The sequence below is a fragment of the Streptomyces ortus genome (assembly GCF_026341275.1).
Taxonomy (GTDB): domain Bacteria; phylum Actinomycetota; class Actinomycetes; order Streptomycetales; family Streptomycetaceae; genus Streptomyces; species Streptomyces ortus.
The window spans coordinates 783,375-807,167 of record NZ_JAIFZO010000002.1; the positions used below are offsets into that span (position 1 = coordinate 783,375).

19 protein-coding genes are annotated in these 23,793 nt (G+C 71.1%); 5 read left to right on the forward strand and 14 right to left on the reverse strand.

Going from position 1 to position 23,793, the window contains the following annotated elements; genetic code table 11:
• Positions 1-51 precede the first annotated feature (51 nt).
• The 13 genes from K3769_RS06695 to K3769_RS06755 all read right to left on the reverse strand — a co-directional run bounded on the left by K3769_RS06695 (position 52) and on the right by K3769_RS06755 (position 17,866).
• On the reverse strand, positions 52-588 hold the full coding sequence (locus K3769_RS06695; protein ID WP_267025521.1) for a phage baseplate assembly protein V: 537 nt from the start codon (positions 586-588) through the stop codon (positions 52-54).
• 48 nt (positions 589-636) lie between these two features.
• Entirely contained in the window at positions 637-1,776 is a 1,140-nt protein-coding gene (locus tag K3769_RS06700) for a hypothetical protein (RefSeq protein ID WP_267025522.1), read from the reverse strand.
• Positions 1,769-2,152, reverse strand: coding sequence for a LysM peptidoglycan-binding domain-containing protein (locus K3769_RS06705; RefSeq protein ID WP_267025523.1), 384 nt, complete (start codon positions 2,150-2,152; stop codon positions 1,769-1,771). The genes K3769_RS06700 and K3769_RS06705 overlap by 8 nt, the downstream gene beginning before the upstream one ends.
• A 10-nt stretch (positions 2,153-2,162) precedes the next feature.
• Positions 2,163-2,879, reverse strand: coding sequence for a hypothetical protein (locus K3769_RS06710; RefSeq protein WP_267025524.1), 717 nt, complete (start codon positions 2,877-2,879; stop codon positions 2,163-2,165).
• Positions 2,876-3,589 (reverse strand): hypothetical protein, encoded by a 714-nt coding sequence (locus tag K3769_RS06715; RefSeq protein ID WP_267025525.1) that lies wholly within the window; start codon positions 3,587-3,589, stop codon positions 2,876-2,878. Before K3769_RS06715 ends, K3769_RS06710 begins: the two co-directional genes overlap by 4 nt.
• A 30-nt stretch (positions 3,590-3,619) precedes the next feature.
• Positions 3,620-10,213, reverse strand: coding sequence for an eCIS core domain-containing protein (locus tag K3769_RS06720; protein WP_267025526.1), 6,594 nt, complete (start codon positions 10,211-10,213; stop codon positions 3,620-3,622).
• Positions 10,210-10,530: a hypothetical protein gene (locus K3769_RS06725; RefSeq protein ID WP_267025527.1), complete on the reverse strand. Its 321-nt coding sequence runs from the start codon at positions 10,528-10,530 to the stop codon at positions 10,210-10,212. Before K3769_RS06725 ends, K3769_RS06720 begins: the two co-directional genes overlap by 4 nt.
• Positions 10,521-12,599, reverse strand: a complete 2,079-nt coding sequence (locus K3769_RS06730) for an ATP-binding protein (protein ID WP_372514876.1) — start codon at positions 12,597-12,599, stop codon at positions 10,521-10,523. Before K3769_RS06730 ends, K3769_RS06725 begins: the two co-directional genes overlap by 10 nt.
• Positions 12,600-12,633: 34 nt before the next feature.
• Positions 12,634-13,665, reverse strand: coding sequence for a Pvc16 family protein (locus tag K3769_RS06735; RefSeq protein WP_267025528.1), 1,032 nt, complete (start codon positions 13,663-13,665; stop codon positions 12,634-12,636).
• Between the two features lie 112 nt (positions 13,666-13,777).
• Complete coding sequence (locus K3769_RS06740) at positions 13,778-14,557, reverse strand: hypothetical protein (RefSeq protein WP_267025529.1); 780 nt, start codon at positions 14,555-14,557, stop codon at positions 13,778-13,780.
• Positions 14,550-15,278 carry a T4 family baseplate hub assembly chaperone gene (locus K3769_RS06745; RefSeq protein WP_267025530.1) on the reverse strand — a complete coding sequence of 243 codons (729 nt, stop codon included), beginning with the start codon at positions 15,276-15,278 and terminating at the stop codon, positions 14,550-14,552. Before K3769_RS06745 ends, K3769_RS06740 begins: the two co-directional genes overlap by 8 nt.
• A gap of 149 nt (positions 15,279-15,427) precedes the next feature.
• Positions 15,428-15,952, reverse strand: a complete 525-nt coding sequence (locus tag K3769_RS06750; RefSeq protein WP_055614510.1) for a phage tail protein — start codon at positions 15,950-15,952, stop codon at positions 15,428-15,430.
• A 39-nt stretch (positions 15,953-15,991) separates the two neighbouring features.
• Positions 15,992-17,866 (reverse strand): phage tail sheath family protein, encoded by a 1,875-nt coding sequence (locus K3769_RS06755; protein WP_267025531.1) that lies wholly within the window; start codon positions 17,864-17,866, stop codon positions 15,992-15,994.
• A 372-nt stretch (positions 17,867-18,238) separates the two neighbouring features.
• Between K3769_RS06755 and K3769_RS06760 the strand changes: the two genes are divergently transcribed.
• The gene (locus tag K3769_RS06760) at positions 18,239-18,661 is read left to right on the forward strand and encodes a YchJ family protein (RefSeq protein WP_267025532.1); all 423 of its coding nucleotides are present in this window, start codon (positions 18,239-18,241) and stop codon (positions 18,659-18,661) included.
• A gap of 193 nt (positions 18,662-18,854) precedes the next feature.
• Here K3769_RS06760 and K3769_RS06765 read toward each other — a convergent pair whose 3' ends face one another.
• Positions 18,855-19,562, reverse strand: coding sequence for a FadR/GntR family transcriptional regulator (locus tag K3769_RS06765; protein WP_267025533.1), 708 nt, complete (start codon positions 19,560-19,562; stop codon positions 18,855-18,857).
• Between the two features lie 155 nt (positions 19,563-19,717).
• Between K3769_RS06765 and K3769_RS06770 the strand changes: the two genes are divergently transcribed.
• From K3769_RS06770 to K3769_RS06785, 4 genes are all read left to right on the forward strand, one after another.
• On the forward strand, positions 19,718-20,227 hold the full coding sequence (locus K3769_RS06770; protein WP_267025534.1) for a gluconokinase: 510 nt from the start codon (positions 19,718-19,720) through the stop codon (positions 20,225-20,227).
• Between the two features lie 72 nt (positions 20,228-20,299).
• Positions 20,300-21,697: a GntT/GntP/DsdX family permease gene (locus tag K3769_RS06775; protein ID WP_267025535.1), complete on the forward strand. Its 1,398-nt coding sequence runs from the start codon at positions 20,300-20,302 to the stop codon at positions 21,695-21,697.
• Between the two features lie 46 nt (positions 21,698-21,743).
• The gene (locus K3769_RS06780) at positions 21,744-22,502 is read left to right on the forward strand and encodes an SDR family oxidoreductase (RefSeq protein ID WP_267025536.1); all 759 of its coding nucleotides are present in this window, start codon (positions 21,744-21,746) and stop codon (positions 22,500-22,502) included.
• A gap of 25 nt (positions 22,503-22,527) precedes the next feature.
• On the forward strand, positions 22,528-23,580 hold the full coding sequence (locus K3769_RS06785; RefSeq protein ID WP_267025537.1) for an L-idonate 5-dehydrogenase: 1,053 nt from the start codon (positions 22,528-22,530) through the stop codon (positions 23,578-23,580).
• The last annotated feature ends 213 nt before the right edge of the window (positions 23,581-23,793 follow it).

Here is a 23,793-nt window from a genome sequence, read left to right on the forward strand (position 1 = left end):
TTCCTAGTCTTCTCGTCTTCGTCTTCGACTTCTTCGACTTCTTCGACTTCTTCATCGCTTCGAGAGCACGGTCAGCTGGCCCTCGTTGATCGTCACTTCCTTGCCGCGCAGGACGACCTCGGCGCCCGCGCCGGTCGCGATGACCACGGCGTCCTCGGTGATGCGGATGTACGCGCCGCCCTGGGCCTGGAGGAGGATCCCCCGCTCGGCGCCGGAGGTGTCGCTCATCACGAGCTTGTGGGCCTGCGGCGTCTGCACGACGACCGGCTTCTCCGTAGCGGACGCGGCCAGTTCGCGGCGCGCGTCGGGCGGCAGCTCCTCGGCCGCCCCGTACCAGCAGCCCGTCCAGATGGGGAAGCTGGGATCGCCCTGTTCGAACTCCACCCAGACGCCCGCGCCGGGCGCCGGCACCACGAACTGTCCCGACTCCGGGCCGGTGAAGGGCAGGCAGGGCAACGCCCAGGTCGACGGCTCGTCGCCCAGGACGTCCGGGACCTCGGCCCGGACGCGCCCGATCCGCAGCGGGTCGTCGTTGTCCACGACCCGGCCGCGGAACTTGCCGAGGTAACGATTGCCGGTTGCCGCCATGCTGAACTGCTCCTGCTCTGTCGGATGTTGCCGGTCGGCTCGCCGGGGTCAGGGCCTGACGTAGGCGCTGCGCGCCTCCAGCCCCTCGCGCGAGACGGTGAAGTTCTGCTGGTAGGAACCCGGACGCAGGGTGTGTGTGACGGACTTGACGTAGTAGTCGCCGTCGTACGCCCGCCCCGCGCCCCGCACGCCGACCAGTTGGCGGGGCTGGAGGATGTAGCCGTGCCGGTTGACGTCGAGCGAGCCGGAGCCGGAGATGACGTCGGCGGACACGGCGGCCCGGGCGAGCAGTTCGGCCTCGGCCTGTTCGCGCTGCTGTTTGGCGGTGCCGGAGAGCGTTCGGCGCTTGAGGGCGGGGGTGGGGCGTCTGCCGAGCGGCGGGCGCAGCGGGCTGATCGGCGGCTGCGGCAGCAGGGTGGACACCCTGGTCCCCGGGTCCTGCCAGCGGGCCTGCGGCTCCTCGCGCGCGGTCCCGTCGTACGAGAACGTCAGCTGGTCGACGGTGGAGTTGTTGTCCATGTTGACGTTGAGGGCGTGCTGGCGGATGCCCAGGCGGATCTCGGGGCCCCAGCGGGCGGACGACCGGCCCGGGGTGGGGCCGGGCTCCAGATAGAAGGTGTAGCCGTTGGCGCGGGCCAGCTCGGTGACGTACTGGAGGTCGGTGCCCGTCTGGTAGTGGACGCGGAGGTCCTGGTGCGGGGGCTGGGCCACCTTCTCCTTGTAGACGTCGGGCCGGATGCCGTAGTCGGAGTAGCGGCGCAGGATCGCGAGGACGCGGTCGGAGGGCGGGAGGTTGGGGTAGCGGTCGGTCCGCTCCTCCAGGTCCATCAGCAGTGACAGGTCCTCGCCGGTGACGGTGAGGGTGGAGTGGCCCGGCTGGTTGCTGGCGCCGACCTCCTGGCGCACGATCAGGCCGTCGAGGAGCACGTCGGCGGTGCCCTTGACGCTCACCGAGACGATGATCCGGGTCTTCGGGTCGAAGAAGCCCTCCGGGAGCAGGGCGCGGTTGATGAGCCCGTTCTTGGTGAGGTCGAAGGCGAGCTGGAAGCCGCTGCGTTCGCCGGCGGTGGCGGTGATCTGGGCGGACAGCAGCGCTTCGGTGACCTCGGCGGGGACGGGGCGGGTGAGCTTGGGTCCCATGCGGAGGGTGAGGTGTACGGGGCCCTGGCCCACGGGGACGTCAAACACGCCGCTCTCCCCCGTTGCCGGGGAGCGGCACGTCGATGACCTGGCCGGCCTCGTCGGTCAGCTCACGCGGGTCGAGGACGGGGTTGGCGTCGGCGATCTGCCACCACTGGGCGGGGTCGCCGAAGTAGCGCCGGCCGAGGAGGTCGGGGCGGTCGCCCGCGCTGACGGTGTGGGTCCGGCTCTCGTCCTGCGCGTCGCCCGCTTCTGGCTGCGGAGGCAGCGGGGGCAGCAACCGGCGCTTCGTGTACCGGACTTCGGTGCCGTCCGCCTGCCGGTGGATGCCGATGTCCGCGTCGTGGTAGCGGCTTGAGCGGGGGTAGGGGTGCGCGCCGGGGATGGCGTCGAGGGCGTTCTCGTAGGGCTCGATGTCTGCCATGGCCGCTGTCTCAGCCCCTTCCGCTCAGAGTGAAGCCCGTGCCCGTGCCCGTGCTCATGCCCGCGCCGCCCGTGAGGCCGAGTCCGCCGAGGCTGCCTCTGCGGGCGGCTGCCGCGAGGCGTTCCTTCTGGGCGAGATGGGCCAGGTAGAAGTCGGCGCCCCGGTGTCCGGCGGGCAGGTCGCTGACGGTGAGGACCTTCAGCCCGATCGAGAGGGATGCCCGGATCGGATTGAGGTCGATGTCGAAGGCGGATTCGTTGATGGACAGTTCGGTGATCCGCACGGGCATGACGCGTTTGCTGCCCCAGGTGAACAGGGTCAGCGGCATCTCGATGGGGCTGATTTCGATGGCCCCCTTCTGCGAGAGGCGGGTGGCGTCGCGCAGTTGCCGGGTCGTGGGCTGCACCAGCATTTCGAGCGTGGCGAGCTGCGGGTGGATGCCGTCGGGGGCGGCGACCTCGAACTGGTCGGTCGCGTCGATCTCAGCGGCGAACTTCCAGGTCTCCTGGGCGGGCCCCTTGAGCCGCAGCGCCTCATTCCGGTCCCCGGACCCGCTCCCCCCACCGCCGGAGTCCCCACTGCCGCCCGCGGACTGGGGCGAGAGGGAGCGTTCGAGGGTGTCGGGATTGAACTGCAGCACGATGATGCGCTGGGGGGTGCCGCGATCGGGATCGATGACGACTATTCCGGAACGGATGGGTTTGGGAATATCGGCGTAACGGGTCATCGACGGGCCTCCAGACGGTCACGCAGGGGCGTGTAGTCGTACTCGGGGAAAATCCGGGGGAAAAGTTCGAGCATGTATGCCAAACGGTCAGAGAAATCCCGGAACCGCTCGTCGCGACTCGACGCCTCAGTGAACAGGTACTGCCAGCCGAAGGTTCCCTTGGTCATGAGCAGAGCATCGAGATATCCACAGTAGTCCACATCCATACGAATGTATTCATTTTCATATTCTGGAGTACGATCGAGACCGCTGTCGATGAAATAGATTTCCAGAGAGTTCACGCCGGGCTGGATCCGGACGGCCGTCATCATTCCGTTCGCTGCGCGCGGCGCGCTGTCGATGACCCGGAGTTGCGAGTAGAACTCCGCCTCCGCCGGAGCGGGTTCCTCCCGGACCAACTCCGGAGGCGGGTCGAGGAGGCAGTCGAAAAACTCCTTGATGGAGAATTCTCCGCGCAGACGCGGCAAGGTGTCGACGGTTCCCCAGCAGGACGACAGGTCGGAGATCCCCACCATGCACCGCTCAAGTCCCGGATCCAGGACCACACCCTCGAACCCGGAGACGCCATCGAACACTGCCGTCAGCGCTCCGGGCTCCTCCGGCTCCCCCCACTGCCCCTGATTTTCGAAGAAGATGTCGATGGAGTCGCATTCATGCAGCTCGGTGAAGGATTTCAGGTGAGCATTTTCACTTGCCGTCAGTTTGCGCATGCTGCATTCCCTTTGATTCGGCCGCCCCACCTAGGGCTTGGGATCGAACGTAGCGTGTGAGGCGATCAGAGCATCGAGGAGGTTCTGTTTGTCGGAGGCATAGTTTTCAAGGGGCGTCTTCTTTTTCGCGTGCAGGGCATCGATCGCGGCCAGAAGCTGCGTCCTGGACCTGACGTTCCGCCCCCTCGACTTCACCGCTTCCTCAATCAACTTCGCGAACGATTCCCGAATGAAGAGCATTCTTTCGAGGCGCGACACGGGATCGTGGTTGACGAAGACCCGGTTGGCCCCGCTCGGAATGGGAGGCTTCTCCAGCCTGGGATCCGACTTACTGGACGGCATCCCGGCAGGGGCAGGCTTCTCTACCCAGGTACTGCGCCGACGGTCCGGTTCATATATGCCCCATTCAGCCTGGAGATGACTTGGGAATCCAACAATGCTGCCACCGTGATAGTTGAGATCGATCTTGTACCACGCCGGCTTTTTATCCCCCGACCTCACCCAGCTCTCAGGATATCGCTCGATGTCCCACTTGAACCTGGTGTTGACCCCGCGCCGAGCCGGTACGAGATTGGACCCCTTCGCCGGCCCGCCGAGCCGTTTCGTCAGCAGATGCATGCGAACCCAGCGATTCGACTTATCGGTGTTGAAGTCATATTTGTTCAGATGCCTGAAACCGATGGGCTCGGTGGGCAGGTCCGCCTCGGTCGACTCCTCACCATGAGTGCCCACGAAGGCCTTGTTGATGTACTCGGCTTTGAAATTCCTCGCCAATTTGTTGTCAGCGAAGTTAGGAATCCGCGTATTCGGCAGCGCCGGGTCGGCCGGAATTTCTATGTAATCGTCTTCGTCATCGGCCGAATATTCACCGGGGGTCACAGGAAGGGTGGGATTCAGGGTGGCGAAGTCGGTGAACTTCTTGTTCCCTACGCGCTTCAGCCCGGTGAGTTTGAAGTGGCGCCCCAGCCCGACGAGCATCGCCTCGTGCGTGCCGCGAGGTACGCCTTGCCTCAATTTGGGGCGAAGGATGCGTCGAAGTCGTTGCACGATGAGAGCCAGGCGGGCCGCCTTCGCTTCCGGTGACTCCTCTTGTCGCCTGCGATCGTCCTTGTTCGGCTTCTTGGGGTGACCGTCGCTGTCCTTGCCGTGCTTCGGCTTCTTGCCGTCGTGGCTCTTCGGCCTTCCGGCACCGTCCCTGTCCGGCTCGGGCTTGGCCGGTGTGTCCTTGTCCGGCCTGTCCTTGTCCGGCCTGTCCTTGTCCGGCCTGGGTTTGTCCGGCCTGGGTTTGTCCGGGGCTTTGCTGTCCGGTTCGGGGGTGGGGGACGGCTGGTCCGCCTTCGGCTTGGCCGGGGTGTCCGTCTTCGGGTGGGGGGTCGGGTCGGTTCCTGCCGGTCGCGGGTCGGCTGTGGGGTGGGCTTCGGGGACGGGGGTCGGGCGGGTGTCCGGCTTCTTGTCCTCCTTGGGCTTCGGGCGGGCGTTCTTGTCGTTGGCCGTGGGCTTCGCGTAGGCGGATGAGCCGGGCTTGGGAGTTTCCTTGGCCGGGCCGGTTGTCGTGGGCCTCGCCGGGCCCGCAGCAGGCGCCGGCTTCTTCGGTGTGGTGGTTGTCGGTTTGGGTGGGGTAGCGGGCGTGGGCCTCTTCGGGGTGGGTGACGGGACCGGTCCCGGGCTTGTCGGGGACGGGGACGCCGCAGTCGCTGGACGGGGCCTTCCGGTGTCGGCCCGGTCGTCCGAGGCCCGCCCGGCGGGGGCCTTGCCGTCGCCCCCGCCCCGTTTCTCCTTGCCCAGCTTCGCCGCCACGCCCTTCAGGCGGCGGCCGACCTTCGCCACGTACTTGCCTATGCCGCTCAGCAGCGCCTCGTAGGCAAGTTCCAGGAGGGCGACGATGCCCGCCGCGACCGCCTTCGCGAAGAGGATGCCCGCGCCGCCCTGGCGGACCGCGCGCAGCCACGAGATGACCGCGCCGATCGCCCGCAGGATCTCGCTGAGCGCGCCGATCGCCGTGCGGATCGCGTCGATGACCGCCATCGCCCAGCCCGCCCCGGGGATGAGTTTCGCGATGACCTTCGTGATGACGATCTCGCCGATGATGAACGGGAGTTGCGGGACGATCGCGTCCCACGTCTCCTTGACGATCCGCTCCAGGGTGAAACCACCCTTGATCAATTTGTCGATCATCGCTTTCGGGATGCCGATGATCTCCTCGATCTTCGACTGGAACCACTGCTTCACCGCCGCCTGGACCTCTCGGAAGAGGTGGTTCTTCGCCCCGTCCACGGCGGAGTTCTTCGCGCCGCTCAGCCAGCCGCCCGGGTCGGAGAGGAAGTCGACGGCGATCATCATGAACTCGCCGAGCGCGCTGAGCAGTTTGGACGCGTACTCAAGGACCGTCTTCACCGCCGCGATCACGGCCTCGACCACATCGAGGAGCATCTTCCGCAGAATGCTCAGGATGCTGCCCAGCAGTTTCCCGATGGCGTTCAGCAGATCCGTGACGATCTGCTTCAGCATTTTCGCCAGCCGGTTCACCAGCGCGATCGCCGCCGAGATCAGGTCGCCGATGAACTTCCTGATCCGGGCGGCCAGTTCGATGATTCCGCGGACCAGGGCCTTCGCGAATTCGATCAGGTCGTCGATCAGGTTCTTGATCGCGTCGACTATGAACCTGCGCGCCTCGTTGATCCAGCGTTCGACCGTCGTCCTGAAGTTCTTGATGAAACCGACGACCGCGTCACGTGCCGCTCTGATGACGCGGACGATCGCGTTCTTGATCTCGATGACCTTCTCTTTGAGCCAGTCGAAGGCCTTGCTGATCCAGTTGCCGGACTCGTTGACGCTGTCGTCGCGCTTCTTCTCGGCGTCCTGTTCCGCCTTGGTGTTCGCGTCCCGGATCTTCTTGTCGCCGTCCGTCTTCTCCTTGGCGACGTCGTCGTCTGTCTTCTTCTCCTTGTCCTGGACGTCCTTGCGGACCTTGTCGTGCCGCTCGGTCTTCTTCGTACCGAGGTTCTTCAGCTCCTCGTCCTGCTCCTTGCGCCAGTCGGCACGCTGAGCCGTCACCTCTCCCAGTGCCTTCTCGCGCTCGCCCGCCTGGCTCTCGGTGTTCGCCGCGATCTCGGCGTCCACCTTCTGCCTGTGCTTCGCCTGTGAGTCGCGGAAGTCCCGGTCCTTGGTCCGGCGCCCCTCGGACACGCCCTTCTGGCCGTCGCTGAACGCCGCCCTGAACTGCGGTCCCCGGTCGTGCTCCGCGACCTCGGAAGCCGCCTCGGGAGGTACGGCCCCGGTGGACGCGCCGCCCTGCGGCACTCCGCCCCTGCCGCCCTCGGCGCCGGGCACCTTCGCCTTCAGCTGCTCCTTGGGGGCGTCGGGGTAGACCTGGTTCTCGCCCATCGGGCGGGCCGCGTCGTCACGGCCCGTCGTGACGGTCTCCTGGCCCTTGGTGTCGACCGCGGCACCCTGTTCGCCGGCCGCGCCCTCCGCCTCGCCCCGCAGTTCCACGCCGGGCGCGTTGCCCGCCTGGGCCTGTTTGAGCGCCTCGTCCTTCGTCGGCAGCCCGGCGAACTTCGCGGCCAGTTCCTGCGCGTCCACCTCGAACCCGAGCTTGTCCGCGAGCCAGCCGATCCCGAAGCCCAGGGCCATCTTGAAGGTGTCCCAGCCGCCCGGCTCCTCGGCCTTCTCGGCCTCGATCTGGCCCTCGGGCTCCTTGGCCCCCTTGACCTCGGCCTTCTTCTCCTCGGGCGCCTCGGACTTGCGCGCCGGGTCCTGGGAGTACTGCGCCGGTGCGCCGGCCTTCGGCTTGCCCTGGAGAGTCTGGGGCGCGCCGGCGGGCCGTTCCATCGACGGCGGGGCGGCGGCCAGTGCCTTGTGCTCGTCGCCGACGGTCCGGTCGACCGAGCCGCCCACTCCGCCCATGGCCTCAAGTGCCCGGTGGGGCTTGAGGTTCGAGGCGGTAGCCAGGCCTGCCTCCGGGGACACCTGCGAGAGGTTCGGGGCCGGGGCCGAGTCCTTCTTGTTGCCCTTGCCACGGGCGGCCGGCACGGCGGCGCTGCCACCGCCCGCGCCACCGCCGCCACCTCCGCGTGATCCGCCGGCGGCGGGCGCCGATCTGGCCGCCTTGGTGCGGGAAGCGGAGGACTCCTTCGCGGGGGCCGGGGATTCGGTGGCCCGGGTGGGCTCGGACCGGGGTGCGTTCGCGGGTCCCGGGGTCGCGGGCGCGGGCGCCGGTGCCTGCGCTGCCGGAGATTCCGTCGTCCCGGTTCCGGCCCCGGTCCCCGTCCCGCCCCCGGACGTGCTGCCGGAGACATGGCTGTCCCGTGCGGACGACGCGGACTCGGACGCCCCCGCCGAGGACCCGGAGAACCCGGAGGAGCCGGAAGACCCTGAGGAACCCGCGGACGCCGAAGCCGACGACGCCTGCGGACCCGTAACAGCAGCCGAACCAGAGCCGGAGCCCGCGCCCACGCCCGCGCCCACGCCCGCGCTCGCGCTCGAAGCCGGGGTCGCCTGCGGGGACGCCTTCTCCTGCGCTCCGCCCGCCTTCTCTCCCCCGGCGGGAGTGCCCTTCTCCTCCTTGGCGGCCGTCTCCCGTACTTCTCCACCGCTCTCGGCGCCGCCGTCCGACCTGCCCGGCGCCTGTTGCACCGCCGTCTGCGCGGCCACCGGTCCGGCCTTGGGGTCGGCGCCGCTCTTGGGGTCCCTCGCCGGAGCGCCCGACACGGACGCCGGTGCGGCGGCCTGCTCCACCGCGAGACCGTCGAACCTGCCGTCGCCCGGACCGGACTCCCGGCCGGCCGCCGCGTCCGACTCCGCCCCCGCCGCCGAGTCCCCGTCGGCGGGCCCGGTGCCGTCGTCGGACCCGGACGCGGACTCGGACTCGGCTTCGGACTCGGCCGCCGCGTCCTCCGCGTCCTCGGCGTCCCGTTCCGCCTGCACCTTGTCGGCCCTGGTCACCGGAGGCGCGGGGAACGACGGGACAGCCTCGGCGGCACCCGGGGACGGGTCGGACGCGTCCGCGGTCGGTATGCCGGACATGTCGGGGTCGTGCTCCGGGATGAAGTCCTCCGGCCGGAGCTTGACGTCCCAGGCGCTCTTCTCCTCGCCGCCGACCTCGACCTCGGACTCGCTGCCGGAGCCGAAGGGGTCCTCGTCGGCGGTCTCCTCGGGGCCTTCGAGATCCTGGTTGCGTACGCCGTCGAGCCGGCTGAGCCGCGCGGGCAGCTGGGTGTCCTTGCCCGCGGCCGTGGGCGAGCCCGTCGGCTTCGGCTGTCCGGCCTTGTCCGCCGGCTTGGGGTGCTGCCCCGCCACGAGAGCGTCCACGGCGCCCGGACGGTTCCTGGCGGCGGACTCCTCCTCGCTCGCCGCGGGTGCGCTCCGCTCGTCGGCGGCCCCCTTGTCCGCCCCGCCCTCCTTCCGCTCCGCACCGCTCCCGCCGCTCTCGCCGCTCCGGTCTCCGGGCGCGGCCCTGTCCTCTTTCGCTTCCTTCTTCTGTGCCGCGCCCTGCCCGTCGGAGCCCTCGGTCGTCCCTTCCCCGGACTGCCGCGCGCCCGGGGACTGCGCCGCCCCGGACGAAGGCTGCTGCCGCTCCGGGCCCCGGTCGCCGCCCGGCTGGGCACTCCCGTTCTCCGGTGTGGAGCCCGTCGCCCCCTCCGTGCCCGCCGGCTCCTTCTCCGGGCCCGGCGCCTTCCCCGTCCCGTGCTCCCCGGCCTGCTTCTCGGCCTGCTCCTCCTCGGCCGAGCGCCGCTCGTTCTCGCGCCGGAACCGCAGTTCCCCGGCCGCGTCGGCCTCGACCGCCGGGGCCTCGTACGAGTCGGGCTCCTGCGGCAGGTCGCCGTCGGCCTCGATCTCCTCGACCAGGTCGAGCACCCGGTCGTGCTCCGAGCCGAGCAGCCGGTCCTCCAGCCGGTCGAGCACACCGTCCAGCAACTCTTCCGGCAGGCGGGCGAGTTGGTGGCGCGTACGCCTGGAACGGTCCTCCGGGTCGCCGCGCAGCGACCGCACGACCGAGTTCGTCAGCCGGTCCACGAGGGTCGCCGGGTCGATCTGCTCCAGGCGGTTGCGGTCGGCGTCCACGGTGGCGTACCGCAGCCAGCCGGGCGTGGCCTGCCCCCGCGCCACCTCCTGTGCGGGCTGCTCCGCGGACGGTGCGGCGGAGTGCGCGGCGGCCGGGCGTACGAGGTCCTGGGCGGCCGATTCCGCCTCCCGCTCGATCGCCTGCTGCGGGAGGCTGACCGCGCCGAGGTCGCGGCCGGCCCGCAGGGCTCCGAGGCCGTCCGGGTTCTGCACGGTGTGCAACAGCTCGTGCGCGAGCAGGCGTTGCCCGTCGGCCGTGCCGGGGCGGTAGGCGCCCTCGCGGAAGAAGACGTCCTGGCCGACGGCGACGGCGTCCGCGCCGAGCAGTTCGGTCAGTTGTCCGGCGTCCCGCCCGGTGTGCAGCCGTACGCGGCCGAGATCATGACCGAGCTGTTCCTCCAACTCCCTTCGTACGCCGACGTCGAGCGGCTGTCCCGCGCCGCTGACGATGTCCCTCGGCTCGGGTTCCCGGGCCTTGGCGGCGCGCTCCTTGCGCTTGCGGCGGCGCTGTTCGGCGGCCTGCTCCGCACGGGCGTCCTGGGTCGAGGAGTTGCCGCTCATGGGGCCTGCACCTCCCCCTGGCCGGAGAGACCCGCGTGGACGGCCCGTGCCAGCTCCTGGCCGAGCCGTCGCGCCGACAGTCCGGCGGGCAGGGGCGGCAGCCCGGACAGCGCGTCCAGCGTCACCGCGCCGCGCCCGGTGGCCAGCGGCACGCCGTGTTCCCGTACCAGCCGGGTCAGTTCGTGGGTGAAGGCGGCGGACACCCGGTCGGGGTCCACCCGGAAGCCGTCGAGGACGAGCTCACCGACGTCCACCCGGATCGCGTCCGGCCGCCTGCCCGCGCCCCCGTGCACGTGGTTCACGTCGTTCACACCCATCCGCGGACCTCCCCCGGTGTGAGCGAGCGCTCCAGCTTGAGGTACTCGGTGCGGGCCGCCGCGAGCATGTGCCGCATCTGAAGCCGGTCGCCCTCCTCGGCGGCGAGGAAGGCTCCGGAGAGGGCGATGTTGCGGATCGAGCCGCCCGCGACGGTCAACTGGGCCAGCAGCTCCGGTTCGATGCCCTTCACCGGGGTCTGCGGCGGCAGCACCCGGCGCCAGATCTCGGCGCGCTCGTGCTCGGCCGGGAACGGGAAGTCGACGACGAACCGGATCCGTCGCAGGAACGCCGTGTCGAGAGCCTTCTTCATGTTGGTGGTGAGGATCGCGAGACCCCGGTACGCCTCCATGCGCATCAGCAGATAGCTGACTTCGAGGTTGGCGTACCGGTCGTGGCTGTCCTTGACCTCGCTGCGCTTGCCGAAGAGGGCGTCGGCCTCGTCGAACAGGAGGAGCGCGCCCCCGCGTTCGGCGGCGTCGAAGACGCGGCGCAGGTTCTTCTCGGTCTCGCCGATGTACTTGCTGACCACCTGGGACAGGTCGATGACGAAGAGGTCGAGGCCCAGCTCCTTTGCCATCACCTCGGCCGCGAGGGTCTTGCCGGTGCCCGAGCCGCCCGCGAAGAGCGCGGTGACGCCGAGGCCCCGGCGCAGGGTGGCGGCGAAGCCCCACTCCTGGTGGACCGTCGCCCGCTGCCGCACGTGGGCGACGATCTCCCGCAGTACGCTCGTCTGCCGCTCGTGCAGTACGAGGTCGTCCCAGCCCGCGTCCGGCTCGATACGGCGGCCCAGCTCGTCCATGCCGATCCGGGCCTCGTTCAGCCCGGCCCGCCAGGCGAGCAGCGCGGGGTCCGGCTCGTCCTCGGCCGGCAGCTCACGGCGTACGGTGGCGGCGGCGGACCGTACGACATGGGGCGGCAGCTGGAACTGGGCCACCAGCGACCGCAGTTCGCCCTCCCCGAGGTCGACGACGCCCTCGAACGCGTCGGTCCACAGGCCCAGTTGTTCCTCGTCGTCCAGGCGGGGCACCGCCACCCGTTCCCCGCGCGCCTGATCGGACCGGCGCGGGTCGGGGCTCGACACGACGACGGGAACGGCCGCCCCGGCGAGGAACGCGTCGGTCGCCGCGTGCTGGTCGCGGTCGAGTTCGCCCGCCTCCACGAGCAGGGCGGCGGGCAGCAGGATCGCCTCGCGCTGCCACAGCCGGGCCAGCAGGTCACGCTCGCCGGGGGCGGTCGGGATGTCCTCGGCGTTCATCGCGTACAGGGCGAGTCCGGAGCGGGCCGCCGCGGCGGCGGCGATGTCGGCCCGGCCGCGCGGGTCGCCGCCGACCACCTCGACGAGCGGCGGCGCGTCGGGGCGCGCGCCGGTCGTCCAGCCCGCGGCGACCCGGCTCGCGGCCAGGTCGTACGACGGCGGAAGGTCCTCGGGAACCGGCGCGCGGCGCAACTGGCCGTGCAGGCGCGCGTCCAGGTAGGGCGAGCCGAGGAGGAAGTGCAGGATGCGCTCGTCGAGCCGCAGCCGGGACAGGGTCAGGGACTGGTCCCGGCCGCGCTGCGCGTCGTCGGCCGGCTCGACGATCCGCCAGCGGCGCAGGGGCGCGACCGGGGTCAGCGCGCTCCAGTGCGGTTCGGCGAGGGCGGCCAGGGCGAGCGAGAACGTGGGGTACGCGCGTTCGGGGTCCCCGTGGGCCGCGGCACAGCGGGCGGCGGTCGTGGTGTCCACCTCGCAGGCGGCGGTGAGGAGTACGAGGTCCCGCTCGAAGGGGGTGAGCGCGAAACAGGCGACGAGCGCGTCGAGGGGCCCTGTCACCGGCCCCACCGGACCACCCGCGGAACCGCTGTCGGCGCCGGTACCTGTGGCTGTGCCGGTACTTGCGGCTGCAGCTGCGGCTGCGGCTGATTTCTCAGGTGTGCTCCGCGAGGGGTCCGTGGGCCGGGTCGCACGCGCCGCGTGGGCGTCGACGCGGGCGAGGACGCGCCGGATCTCCGCGATCAGGGTCGGGGCGCCGTCCCCCGGTACGACCCCCGCGTCCGGTCCGGTCATCGCGGCCGGCTCCTGCGCACCCATGCCCTCGCCTCCCCCCGTCGTGCTCACGCCCGCCTCACCGCCCCGCGCCGTCGGGACCGTCGTCGGCCGTCGGGGAGCCCGCTCCGGTGTCCGTGAGGGCATCCGGCGAGGCATCGGTCGAGGCGGCGGGCGTCGCTTTCTTCGCCACGCCCCGCGAGGACCTGCCCGCCTGCGGCTCCTTGCGAGCGCGGGCGCGGGCGCCGTCCGGTGCCTTGGCGGCGGCCCGCGCCGACGGCTTGGCGGGCGCTTTCGCCGAAGCCTTCGCGGGCGTCTTGGCAGGCGTCTTGGCAGGCGGCTGCGCGGGCGACTGCGCAGGCGACTTCGTGGCCGTCCTCGCCGTCACCTCGGCCGTACCGGCGGGCGCGGTGTCCGCCGGAGTGCCGGCCTCCGCGGCCCCCGACGCGGGCCGGGCCGCGTCGCCCGCGCCCGGCGGAACCGGCACCCCTGGCACCCCCGGCGCCCCGAACGGCAGCACCCGTACCGTCGACCGCTCCACCGGCTTCGCCGCCACCGGCGTCCCGCGGCCCTCGATCAGGACGAGCGCCGCCTGGTAGACCACCGACAGGGTGTACGGGGTCTGGTGGAGCATCCCCCAGAGCTTCGAGGTCTCGTCGATGTCCATCACCGTGGGCGTGAACCGCACCCGCTGCGCCGCTTCGGCGAGGTCGCTGTCCGCCAAGTACGGCTTCTCCCCGGCCAGTTCGATGATGTCGAGCGGCAGAACCGGGATCTCGTGCAGCGTGCGCACGACGGAGCCGATCAGCCGCTGGCCGACCAGTTCCGTCTCCTCGCCGTACGCGCTGATGAGGAAGTGCAGGTCCAGCCCGGCCGCGGCCCGCTTGAGCAGCGTGCCGTCGGAGGCGCGTGTCGGCAGGTCGGTGTTGCGCTGCGAGGTGTTGGGGGTGACCTGGTAGAGGAAGACGGTGATCGTGGGCTCGGCGGGCGGGTCGGCCGACGGCTTGCGCGGCTCGACCTTGACGGCCATGTCGATCTCGGGCTGCAGGTTGGCCTCGATCAGCAGGGCGAGGGCCTGGGTGACGTGGGCGATGGCGAGTGCGTTGCTCATGACGTCAGTTCCTCGGTTCCTGAGTTCCCCGGTCCCACTGGTCCGCCGCTCCCCGCTCCCCTGCTCCGCCGGCCGGTCGCCGGTGCGTCGATCCGTCGTGTCCGCGCGTGCTTCACTCGCGCCCCCTCGCCAGGTAGTCCGCCAGACTCACGGTCGCCGACGGTCGCCCGGGGGCGGTGGGCCGACGTCCGCCGCCGGACGGGGCCGCGCCCGCCGCCGTCACTTCGAGGCGCCCTATCTGCACCTGGACCACCTGTTCGCCGCCGCGCCGGGACCGACGGCCCGTGGCCTGCCGTACGGCGTCGCGGGCCGCCGCCGTGTCCGCGGGACCGGGTCGCGGCGCGGCGGACACGGCGGCGGGGGAAGCGACGCCCGTGCCGGAAGGGAGAGGCACGGACACCGCGCTCGGGGCGGAGGCCCGCTCCGGCTCGCCCCGCACGTTGGAACGCCGCACGGAGTCGGGAGCGGGCAGCGGCGCCGGTACGACCTCGGCGGCGGGCCGCAGCAGCGGCGCCTGAGGCAGGTCCAGCGGCACGGGCCGGGGTGCCGGTTCCCCGGACACCGGCCGCCCGGCCTGTAGGACGGTCCGCTCGCGCTCCGTGCGGAGCTGGACCTCGCGCACGGCCGACCCCGCCAAGTCAGTCGACACCGAGCCCTGTTGGGGCGCGGTCGGCCACAGCGGTGCCCCCGTGTCCGGGTCGGGCGCGGCGGCCCGTACCGCCTCGGCCCGTTCGAAGGGGCCGGCCAGCCGCGGTCGCAGCCGCACCACGTCCGCGGGCGGCGCGGCGGCCGGGGTGTGCCGGGCGAGCAGCCGGTCGAAGAAGTCGGGCGCCCGTGACGCCCGCTCCTGCTCGGGGCGCCCTCCCACGGGATCAGCCGAGGGGTCAGACATCGGCACACAGCTCCAGGTAGTAGCGGCGCCGCAGCGGGCTGAGCGCCAGGATCTCCGGCTCGCTCCAGCCGTAGGCGGTGGCGAGCAGATGGACGTCGAGGAGCACGTCGCGCGCCCAGGCGTCCAGTTCGGTCCACAGATAGGAGGCGATGTCGAGTTCGGCGCGGGTGGCCGTTCCGCACTCGGGGCAGTTGACGTCGAGCGTGAGGTCGGCGCCCGGGTCGGCCTCCTGTGCCGCCTCGGCGAGCCGGTGCCGTACCGCCTCGGGCAGCGCGTCGGCGGGGACGTCCGCACCGTGGCGTACGGCCGAGACGACGCACCGTTCCAGCAGGGCTAGGCGGGGTTCCGGGTGCCGGGCCGCCGCCGTCAGGTCGGCGGCACTCGGCACCCGGAGTTCGATCTCCCAGCCGTCCTCGGCGACCCGCACCGAGGCCGGGGCGGGACTGCCCGCCGACCGGGCCAGTTCCGCCGCGTCCAGGTCGAATTCCATGTCCTCGGCGCAGGCGGAACAGCCGAGCCGGACCTGCATCCGTTCGCCGAACAGGGTCCGGCGCAGCGTGAAGAGGTCTGCCTCCCGCACGCCGACGGGCAGCGCGGACAGCGTCTCGGTCCCGGTGTCCGGGCGGGCGGCGCGGTGCAGCAGCAGGGCGCGTCCGGACGGGGCCTGGGCAAGCCCGGTCTCCCAGGTGGTGAGTAGTTCGGCCGCCCGAGTGATCGTCATGCCCGCCCCCGTTCCGTCCCGGCCGTACCCGCTGTAGGCCGTACCTGTCCCCGCTGCCCCCGCAGCCCTTTCCGTCCAAGCCGTCCTGGCTGTGTCCCAGCCGTGTCAGCCGTGTCAGCCGACTCAGCCGTCGTGCGACTCCGCGCCCGTCAGGCCGGGTTCAGGAACGAGGGCTCCTCCGGCTCGGGCACCTCGTAGTCCCGCTCCCAGCCCTCGCATTCGAGCTTCAGCGACTGGATGGCCACCGCGTTGGCGTTGGCGTCCAGCTCGCCGAGCACCTGGTACTCGCTGGGCCAGGTCCGGTAGAGCTTGTGCGAGACGGCCACCTGCCCCGCCTCGTTGAGGACCTGGATCACGATGTCCTTGCGGAAGTCGGCGAGGGACACCTCGGAGCCGAGGCCCGCGCCGACCTGCCAGACCTTGTTGGCCCAGCGGTCGAACTCGGGGTCGTGGGTGACCCCGCGCTCCAGCGTGATGCCCTCGAACTCGGAGCGCCCCGGCGACTTGCGCGGCGAGCTGGGGTCGCCGCCGTGCCGGTGCTTGACGACCTCGGTGGTCCGCTTCAGTGGACTGATCTTGCTGATGCCCGCGACCGTACGACCGTCCCACAGCACCAGGAACTTGAAGTTCTTGTAGGGGTCGAAGCGCTGGGCGTTGACAGTGAACTCAGCCATCGGTTTCCTTCACGTTCTTCCTCACGGGGCTCATGCGGCTCATGGGGCCTGGAGCTCGAACTGCCCGGACGTCTGCTGGATCCTGACGACGACGAACTCGGCCGGCCTGACCGGTGCGATGCCGACCAGGACGTTCACGACGCCGTTCGCGATGTCCTCGTCCGTCGTGGTGTCGCGGTCACACTTGACGAAGTACGCCTCCCGCGGTGTACCGCCCTTGAAGGCGCCCTGCCGGAAGAGCGTGTGCAGGTACGAGGAGGCCGCGAGGCGGATCTGCTGCCACAGGTTCTCGTCGTTGGGCTCGAACACGACCCACTGCAGCCCGCGTTGCAGGCTCTCCTCGACATGCAGGGCGAGCCGTCGCACGGGCACGTACTTCCACTCGCTGTCGAGGGCGTCGGAGCCCTCCAGGGTGCGCGCGCCCCAGACAAGCGGGCCCACCAGCGGCAGGGTGCGCAGGCAGTTGACGCCCAGCGGGTTGAGCAGTCCGCTCTCGCGGTCGGTGAGATCGACGGTCAGCGAGTGGACTCCCGCGAGCCGTGCCTCGGTGCCGGCCGGCGCCTTCCACACACCGCGCTCGGAGTCCGTGCGCGCGTAGACCCCCGCGACCGCGCCCGACGGCGGGAAGGAACGCAGCCGCCCGGTCAGCGGGTCGATGAGCTGCAGGTGCGGGAAGTACAGGCCCGCGTGGTTGCCGCGGACGGCGTCGAAGGCGGCGAGTCCGGCGCGGGCGCTGTCCACGCTGCCCCACGTGCCGGGCGCGTCGACGAGCAGGAAGATCCGCCGCTCCTCGCAGAGCCGCTGGGCCGCCGAGACGACCGTGAGCGCGTCGTCGGTCGACTCGTACGCCGCGAGTTCCGGCAGGACGAGCAGGTTGACGTCCGCGACCCCGCGCAGCGCCTGCAGGCCGGTCTTGTCGGCCTCGCTGCCGATGAGGTCGCGCGGGCCGGGTGCCTCGCCGTCCTCGCCGCCCTCCAGCGGGAAGACGGGCGGGTTGACGGAGGCCTCAAGACCCAGGTCGTTGGCGCACTCGCCGACGAACCGGACGACGTCCTCGGGGTCGGTGGAGCCCGCGACGACCTGGAGGCGCCTGCCGAAGGCGGTGACCTCGACGCCCGCGAAGGCGTGCCGTCCCGGCGCGTCGGGCAGCGCCCGCAGCCTGCGTTCGAGCAGCAGGGCCAACTCGGCCACACCGGAGGGGGATTGGCCGTCGCAGTCGGGGTCGTACAGCGTGAACTCGCGCTCGACGTCACCGATCTTGACGGTCAGGTCGACGGCGAGGTTCGGCAGTTCGTGGCCGAACGGCTTGGAGACGGTGCCGGACGGGTCGGGCCGGCCCTCGCCCACGGCCTCGACGCGGACGAGCCGCGACCCGGCGTTGACGACGGTCGGCGCGTACCGGCCGTGCGAGCTGTTCATGGACAGCCCGGTGAAGTTCTCCCGGGCCCGGCCCCCGGCGTCGTACACCCGCAGGTTGAAGGTCTCGTCCGGGCGGGGCGTGTCGTGGTCGACGGCGACGCGCAGACCGTTGCCCCATACGCCGGGTTCCTTGGCGTGCACGTCGAGGACCGCGCTCCCGCTGTGGCCCTCGGTGGACTCCAGGGTGACGCGGGCGGCCTTCCCGCTGTTCGCTCTGGCGACGCGGACGATCACGGCGACCGTGCCGCCGTTGCCGAAGAACTGGTGCACCGCGTAGCCGACGGCGCTGCGCGAGCTCAGGCCCCCGAAGCGGCGCTCGAACTCGGTGAAGCTCGTGATGCGCACCGGCTCGTTCAGCGGGCCGCGCCGGGTGTGGCCCACGAAGGCGGTCACCGAGGTGGTGACGGTCGAGACGGTCCGTGCGCTGCTGGGAAGTTCTTCGACGTAGACGCCGGGATACGTCGGCCTGGCAGTGTTCACCGCGTTCATCGGCATTCCCCCTCCTAAATCCGATCTCGGGCACCGGAAGACATGCACCAAGAGGCGGCAGAGGGGGTGGTTCGCGTCCGGCGCACGCGGAGTTCTCCGGACGTGCGGAAGGCATGCCGGTCCACGGCACCGCATCAGTCCCCCGTCAGTGCCCCGGCCGGACGGCCGTCCGGGGTCAAGCAGCACGCTTGTGACTCCTGATGCTCAAGTGCTCGATCCACCGTGCTGGCTCGGCAGTTGCGTATGCAAGGTGTGTTCACGCCACGCCGGAAGGAGATTCGATGAAGGGCACCGCGCACAGCTCGCACACGATGTACTCGTGTCGCGGCGCCTGATTCACGGGTTCGCCACAGGCCGTGGTGCAGCAGAATGGAGCGCATGCCCCGACGCACCCCGCACTCCCGCAACCAGCGCCGTTCCGCTCCCGCGCGCAACCCCTCATGTCCTTGCGGTCTTGCGGAGACGTACGAGGCGTGCTGTGGCCGGTTTCACCGGGGTGAGGGTGCGGCGCCGACCGCCGAGGCGCTGATGCGCTCGCGCTACTGCGCGTTCGTCACACGCGACGAGGCGTACCTGCTGCGCACGTGGCACCCCCGCACGCGCCCGCCCCACCTGGACCTGGACCCGGCCATGCGCTGGACAGGCCTGGAGATCCTCGCCACGACGGAGGGCACGCCGTTCCACACGACGGGCACGGTGACGTTCCGCGCGTCCTACGCGGGCGGCTCGCTCCACGAGCACAGCCGCTTCGAGCGGGCGGACGGCGGCGCATGGGCCTACACGAACGGAGACGTCCTGTAGGAACGCGGGGAACGGCGCAGCCTCCGGCCTTCCGCCCGTCAGGCGGCGCACCCTCCAAGAACGCAGCCCCAAGAACGCAGCCCTCAGAGGCGCGGGGAACGGCGCAGTCTTTTGCTTTCAGGGGGCGCAGCCCCCGAGCGACGCACCGCGTGACGCGACGGGCCCGCCGCCGACGACGGCGAACCGGGACATGTCAGCCCTCCGGGCTGAGAATGTCCAACTCCTGGAGCGCCCCCACCACAACCTCCCGCGTCAGCGCCTCCGCCCGCACCGCGTCCCCCGCCCGCACCGCCTCGGCGACCTGCACATGCAACGTCACCGCCGCCGGATCGGGATCCTCGAACATCACCTGATGGTGCGTGCGCCCGGCCAGCACCTCGGCCACCACATCCCCGAGCCGCGCGAACATCTCGTTGCCGGAGGCGTTCAGCACGATCCGGTGGAAGGCGATGTCATGGACGAGATACCCCTCCAGCTTGTGGCCGCGTGAGTGCGCCACCATGCCGAGCGCGCACTCGGTCAGCTCGGCGCACTGCTCGGCCGTGGCATGCTTCGCCGCCAGTCCCGCCGCGACCGGCTCCACGGCACAGCGCAGCACGGTCAGCGAGCGCAGCTGCCGCGGCCGGTCGGCGCCCGCCAGCCGCCACCGGATGACCTGCGGGTCGTAGACGTTCCACTCGTGCGCGGGACGGACGGTCACGCCGACCCGGCGGCGGGACTCCACGAGGTGCATCGACTCCAGGACGCGGACCGCCTCCCGCATCACCGAGCGTGACACCTCGAATCGCTGCGCCAGCTCGTCCGTGCGCAGAACACTGCCCGCGGGGTACTCGCCCGCGGTGATCGAAGGGCCGAGGCGCTCCAGTACATGGCCGTGCAGCCCCCGGCCCGGTGTGCTCATGGGTTCAGGGTACGAGGGACGGAGCCGGAACAAAAAGTCAGACTTATGCGTCACAGAGTCTTGAATTCATCTGACCTATGGGTTTCAGTGTCGTGACGGATGCGGCACCTGACCTTCATCCGTCATCCGATGTCGAAGAAGACAGCGAGGCAGCTATGACTACCCCCCACGTCGTCGTGGTGATGGGCGTGGCAGGCACGGGCAAGACCACCATCGGGCCCCTGCTTGCGAGCCGGTTCGGCGTTCCCTACGCCGAGGCCGACGACTTCCATCCCGAGTCCAACATCGCCAAGATGTCGGCCGGTACGCCGCTCACGGACGAGGACCGCCAACCGTGGCTGGACGCCATCGGCGCGTGGGCGCACGGCCGGGCCGGACTCGGCGGCGTGGTCAGCTGCTCCGCGCTGAAGCGGAGTTACCGGGACCGGCTCAGGGCCGCCGCTCCCGACATCGTCTTCGTGCACCTGACCGGTGAGCGCGCACTCATCGAGGACCGGATGGCACACCGCCAGGGCCACTTCATGCCCACGGCGCTGCTCGACTCCCAGTTCGCCACCCTCCAGCCGCTCCAGGCGGACGAGACGGGTGTCGCCGTGGACGTCACCGGCACCCCCGACGAGATCACCGACCGGGCCGTGAGCGCGCTGGACGGTCTCGCCCGCTGAAGCCCCGCCCCCGCGGGGCGCCGCACCTCCCTCCGCTCTCCCCCTCTCCCCTCCCATGCAAGGAAAAGCACCGTGACCAGACTCAGCGTCGAGATGCTGGCAGCGGATCCCGTCGAGCCGATCACCTCGGCGGGCCACGCTCAGCTGGGCATCGCCGTACTGGCGGGCATCGCCGTCATCGTCCTGCTCATCACCAAGTTCAAGCTCCACGCCTTTCTCGCGCTGACCATCGGGTCGCTGGCGCTCGGTGCCTTCGCCGGGGCGCCGCTCGACAAGGCGATCACCAGTTTCTCGGCCGGTCTCGGTTCGACCGTCGCCGGCGTGGGCGTGCTGATCGCGCTCGGCGCCATCCTCGGCAAGCTGCTCGCCGACTCCGGCGGCGCCGACCAGATCGTCGACACGATCCTCGCCAAGGCGGGCGGCCGGTCGATGCCCTGGGCGATGGTGCTGATCGCCTCGGTGATCGGGCTGCCGCTCTTCTTCGAGGTCGGCATCGTGCTGCTGATCCCGGTCGTCCTGATGGTGGCCAAGCGCGGCAACTACTCGCTGATGCGCATCGGCATCCCGGCGCTCGCGGGCCTGTCCGTGATGCACGGGCTGATCCCGCCGCACCCCGGCCCGCTGGTCGCGATCGACGCGGTCGGGGCGAACCTCGGTGTCACCCTCGCCCTCGGCATCCTGGTCGCCATCCCGACGGTGATCATCGCGGGGCCGGTCTTCTCCAAGTACGCGGCCCGCTGGGTGGATGTCCCGGCGCCGGAGAAGATGATCCCCCAGCGCGCCTCCGAGGACCTGGAGAAGCGCCCCGGTTTCGGCGCCACCATCGCCACCGTCATGCTGCCGGTCGTGCTGATGCTGGCCAAGGCGCTGGTGGACATCGTCATCGACGACCCCACGCACATGGTGCAGCGTGTCTTCGACGTGATCGGCTCCCCGCTGATCGCGCTGCTCGCGGCCGTGATCGTCGCCATGTTCACGCTCGGCCGGGCGGCCGGGTTCACCAAGGGCCGGATGTCCTCGACCGTCGAGAAGTCGCTGGCCCCCATCGCGGGCATCCTGCTGATCGTCGGCGCGGGCGGCGGCTTCAAGCAGACGCTGATCGACTGCGGGGTGGGCCAGATGATCCTGGACATCTCCAAGGACTGGTCGATCCCCGCGCTGCTCCTGGCCTGGCTGATCGCGGTGGCGATCCGGCTCGCGACCGGTTCCGCGACCGTCGCCACCATCTCGGCGGCCGGTCTGGTGGCTCCGCTGGCCGCCGACATGTCGACCACGCACGCCGCGCTGCTCGTGCTGGCGATCGGCGCCGGTTCGCTGTTCTTCAGCCATGTGAACGACGCCGGCTTCTGGCTGGTCAAGGAGTACTTCGGCCTGAGCGTCGGCCAGACCATCAAGACCTGGTCGGTCATGGAGACCATCATCTCGGTGGTCGCCGGAGGCCTGGTGCTGCTGCTGTCGCTAGTGATCTAGCGCCCCGGCTCGCAGGTACTCCTCAAGTACCCAGGAAGGTACGGCGATGACCCACCCCCTCTTCGACATCGGCGGCCGTACGGCGCTGGTCACCGGGTCCAGCCGGGGCATCGGCCTCGCGCTGGCCCGGGGACTGGCGGAGGCAGGCTGCACGGTCGTGCTGAACGGCCGCGACCCCGGCCGGCTCGCCGAGGCCGCGGCACGGCTGCCCGGTACGGTCCACACGGCCGCCTTCGACGTGACCGACGGTCCGTCGGTGGCCGCCGGGATCGCGGACGTCGAGGAGCGGGTGGGGCCGCTGGACATCCTCGTCAACAACGCCGGGATGCAACTGCGCTCCCCGCTCCTGGAGTTCACCGACTCCGACTGGCATCGCATCCTCGACACCAACCTGACCAGCGCGTTCCTGGTGGGCCGCGAGGCCGCTCGGGGCATGACCGCGCGCGGTCACGGCAAGATCGTCAACATCTGCTCCCTGCAGAGCGAGGTGGCACGGCCCGGCATCGCGCCGTACGCGGCCACCAAGGGCGCGCTGAAGATGCTCACCAAGGGCATGTGCGCCGATTGGGGCCCGCACGGGGTGCAGGTGAACGGTCTCGGCCCCGGCTACATCGAGACCGAACTCACCCGACCCCTGGTCGACGACCCGGAGTTCAGCGCCTGGGTCCGCCGCCGGACCCCGGCGGGACGCTGGGGGCGTACGGACGACCTGGTCGGCGGTGTGCTGTTCCTCGCCTCCCCCGCGGCGGACTTCGTCAGCGGCCAGATCCTCTACGTCGACGGCGGCATGACCAGCGTCCTCTGAGCGCCGCGAGAAGGGACCGTCCCGAATGCTCGGTTGCGTGATCCACGGTCAGGGAGACCTCCGCGTGGACGAACTCCCCGCCCCCTCCCCCGGCCCGGGCGAGGCACTCGTCGCCGTGCGCTACGGCGGGGTGTGCGGCTCCGATCTCCACTACTGGCGGCACGGCGGGGTGGGAGACTTCCGGCTCCGCGAACCGATGGTCCTCGGCCACGAGATCGTGGGCACGGTCCTCGCGTACGGAGCCGGAGCCGGGGCCGACGGAACCCCCGCGCCGGGTACGGCCGTCGCGGTGCACCCCGCCACCCCGTGCGGAGCGTGCCCGGAGTGCGCGGCCGGCCGCCGGAACGTGTGCCGTGACACCCGCTACCTCGGCAGCGCGGCCCGGACCCCGCACGTACAGGGCGGGTTCGCGGCACACGTCGTGGTGCCCGCGGCCCAGTTGAGGGCACTGCCCGCCCAACTGCCCCTGCGGCGGGCCGCTCTGGCCGAACCGCTGTCGGTCGCCCTGCACGCGGTGGGCCGGGCCGGCGACGTACGCGGGAAACACGTCCTCGTGACCGGCGCCGGGCCCATCGGCTGCCTGGTCGTCGCGGCGGCGAAGGCTGCGGGGGCCGCGCGGGTGACGGCGACCGACCTGCTGCCACGGGCCCTGGAGTACGCGGTGGCCGCGGGCGCCGACGCCACCGTACGGGCGGACGAAGCGTCCTCCCCCGACCGGCTGCCCGAGGTGGACGCGGCGGTCGAGGCGTCCGGAGTCGCGGCCGGCCTGGACACCTGCCTGCGCCTGGTACGGCGCGGCGGGGTGGTGGTCCAGCTCGGCATGCTCCCACCCGGCGCGAGCGCCTTCCCCGGCAACCTGGTGGTCAGCCGGGAGATCGACCTCCGGGGGGCGTTCCGCTTCGACGGGGAGTTCGACGACGCGCTCGCGCTCCTGGCGAGGGAGCCGCGTCTCGACCACTTGATCAGCGCGGTGCTCCCCCTCCCCGAGGCAACAGCGGCCTTCACCCTGGCAGCAGACAGAACACAATCCTGCAAGGTCCTACTGACCTTCACCCCCAAGAAACCCGCCCACCCCTAGGGGCGCGGGGAACGGCGCAATCCTTTTGCTTTTAGGGGCGCGGGGAACGGCGCAGTCTTTTCGCCCTCCAGGGCCGCAGGGATCGACGCAACCCTCCCGCCCCCAGGGGCGCGGGGAACGGCGCGACCGCCCGCTCACAACGCGCCACTTCCGATCACCCCAGGAACCACACGCGCCCCTCAGAAGTCTCCCTCTATGCAACTGCTCATCGTT

Bases quoted from the DNA above. Each gene is read 5' to 3' on its own strand.
- K3769_RS06695 (WP_267025521.1), bottom strand. From the start codon at position 588: ATGGCGGCAACCGGCAATCGTTACCTCGGCAAGTTCCGCGGCCGGGTC.
- K3769_RS06705 (WP_267025523.1), bottom strand. From the start codon at position 2,152: ATGGCAGACATCGAGCCCTACGAGAACGCCCTCGACGCCATCCCCGGC.
- K3769_RS06710 (WP_267025524.1), bottom strand. From the start codon at position 2,879: ATGACCCGTTACGCCGATATTCCCAAACCCATCCGTTCCGGAATAGTC.
- K3769_RS06715 (WP_267025525.1), bottom strand. From the start codon at position 3,589: ATGCGCAAACTGACGGCAAGTGAAAATGCTCACCTGAAATCCTTCACC.
- K3769_RS06720 (WP_267025526.1), bottom strand. From the start codon at position 10,213: ATGAGCGGCAACTCCTCGACCCAGGACGCCCGTGCGGAGCAGGCCGCC.
- K3769_RS06725 (WP_267025527.1), bottom strand. From the start codon at position 10,530: ATGGGTGTGAACGACGTGAACCACGTGCACGGGGGCGCGGGCAGGCGG.
- K3769_RS06730 (WP_372514876.1), bottom strand. From the start codon at position 12,599: ATGGGTGCGCAGGAGCCGGCCGCGATGACCGGACCGGACGCGGGGGTC.
- K3769_RS06735 (WP_267025528.1), bottom strand. From the start codon at position 13,665: ATGAGCAACGCACTCGCCATCGCCCACGTCACCCAGGCCCTCGCCCTG.
- K3769_RS06740 (WP_267025529.1), bottom strand. From the start codon at position 14,557: ATGTCTGACCCCTCGGCTGATCCCGTGGGAGGGCGCCCCGAGCAGGAG.
- K3769_RS06745 (WP_267025530.1), bottom strand. From the start codon at position 15,278: ATGACGATCACTCGGGCGGCCGAACTACTCACCACCTGGGAGACCGGG.
- K3769_RS06750 (WP_055614510.1), bottom strand. From the start codon at position 15,952: ATGGCTGAGTTCACTGTCAACGCCCAGCGCTTCGACCCCTACAAGAAC.
- K3769_RS06755 (WP_267025531.1), bottom strand. From the start codon at position 17,866: ATGCCGATGAACGCGGTGAACACTGCCAGGCCGACGTATCCCGGCGTC.
- K3769_RS06760 (WP_267025532.1), top strand. From the start codon at position 18,239: ATGCCCCGACGCACCCCGCACTCCCGCAACCAGCGCCGTTCCGCTCCC.
- K3769_RS06765 (WP_267025533.1), bottom strand. From the start codon at position 19,562: ATGAGCACACCGGGCCGGGGGCTGCACGGCCATGTACTGGAGCGCCTC.
- K3769_RS06770 (WP_267025534.1), top strand. From the start codon at position 19,718: ATGACTACCCCCCACGTCGTCGTGGTGATGGGCGTGGCAGGCACGGGC.
- K3769_RS06780 (WP_267025536.1), top strand. From the start codon at position 21,744: ATGACCCACCCCCTCTTCGACATCGGCGGCCGTACGGCGCTGGTCACC.
- K3769_RS06785 (WP_267025537.1), top strand. From the start codon at position 22,528: ATGCTCGGTTGCGTGATCCACGGTCAGGGAGACCTCCGCGTGGACGAA.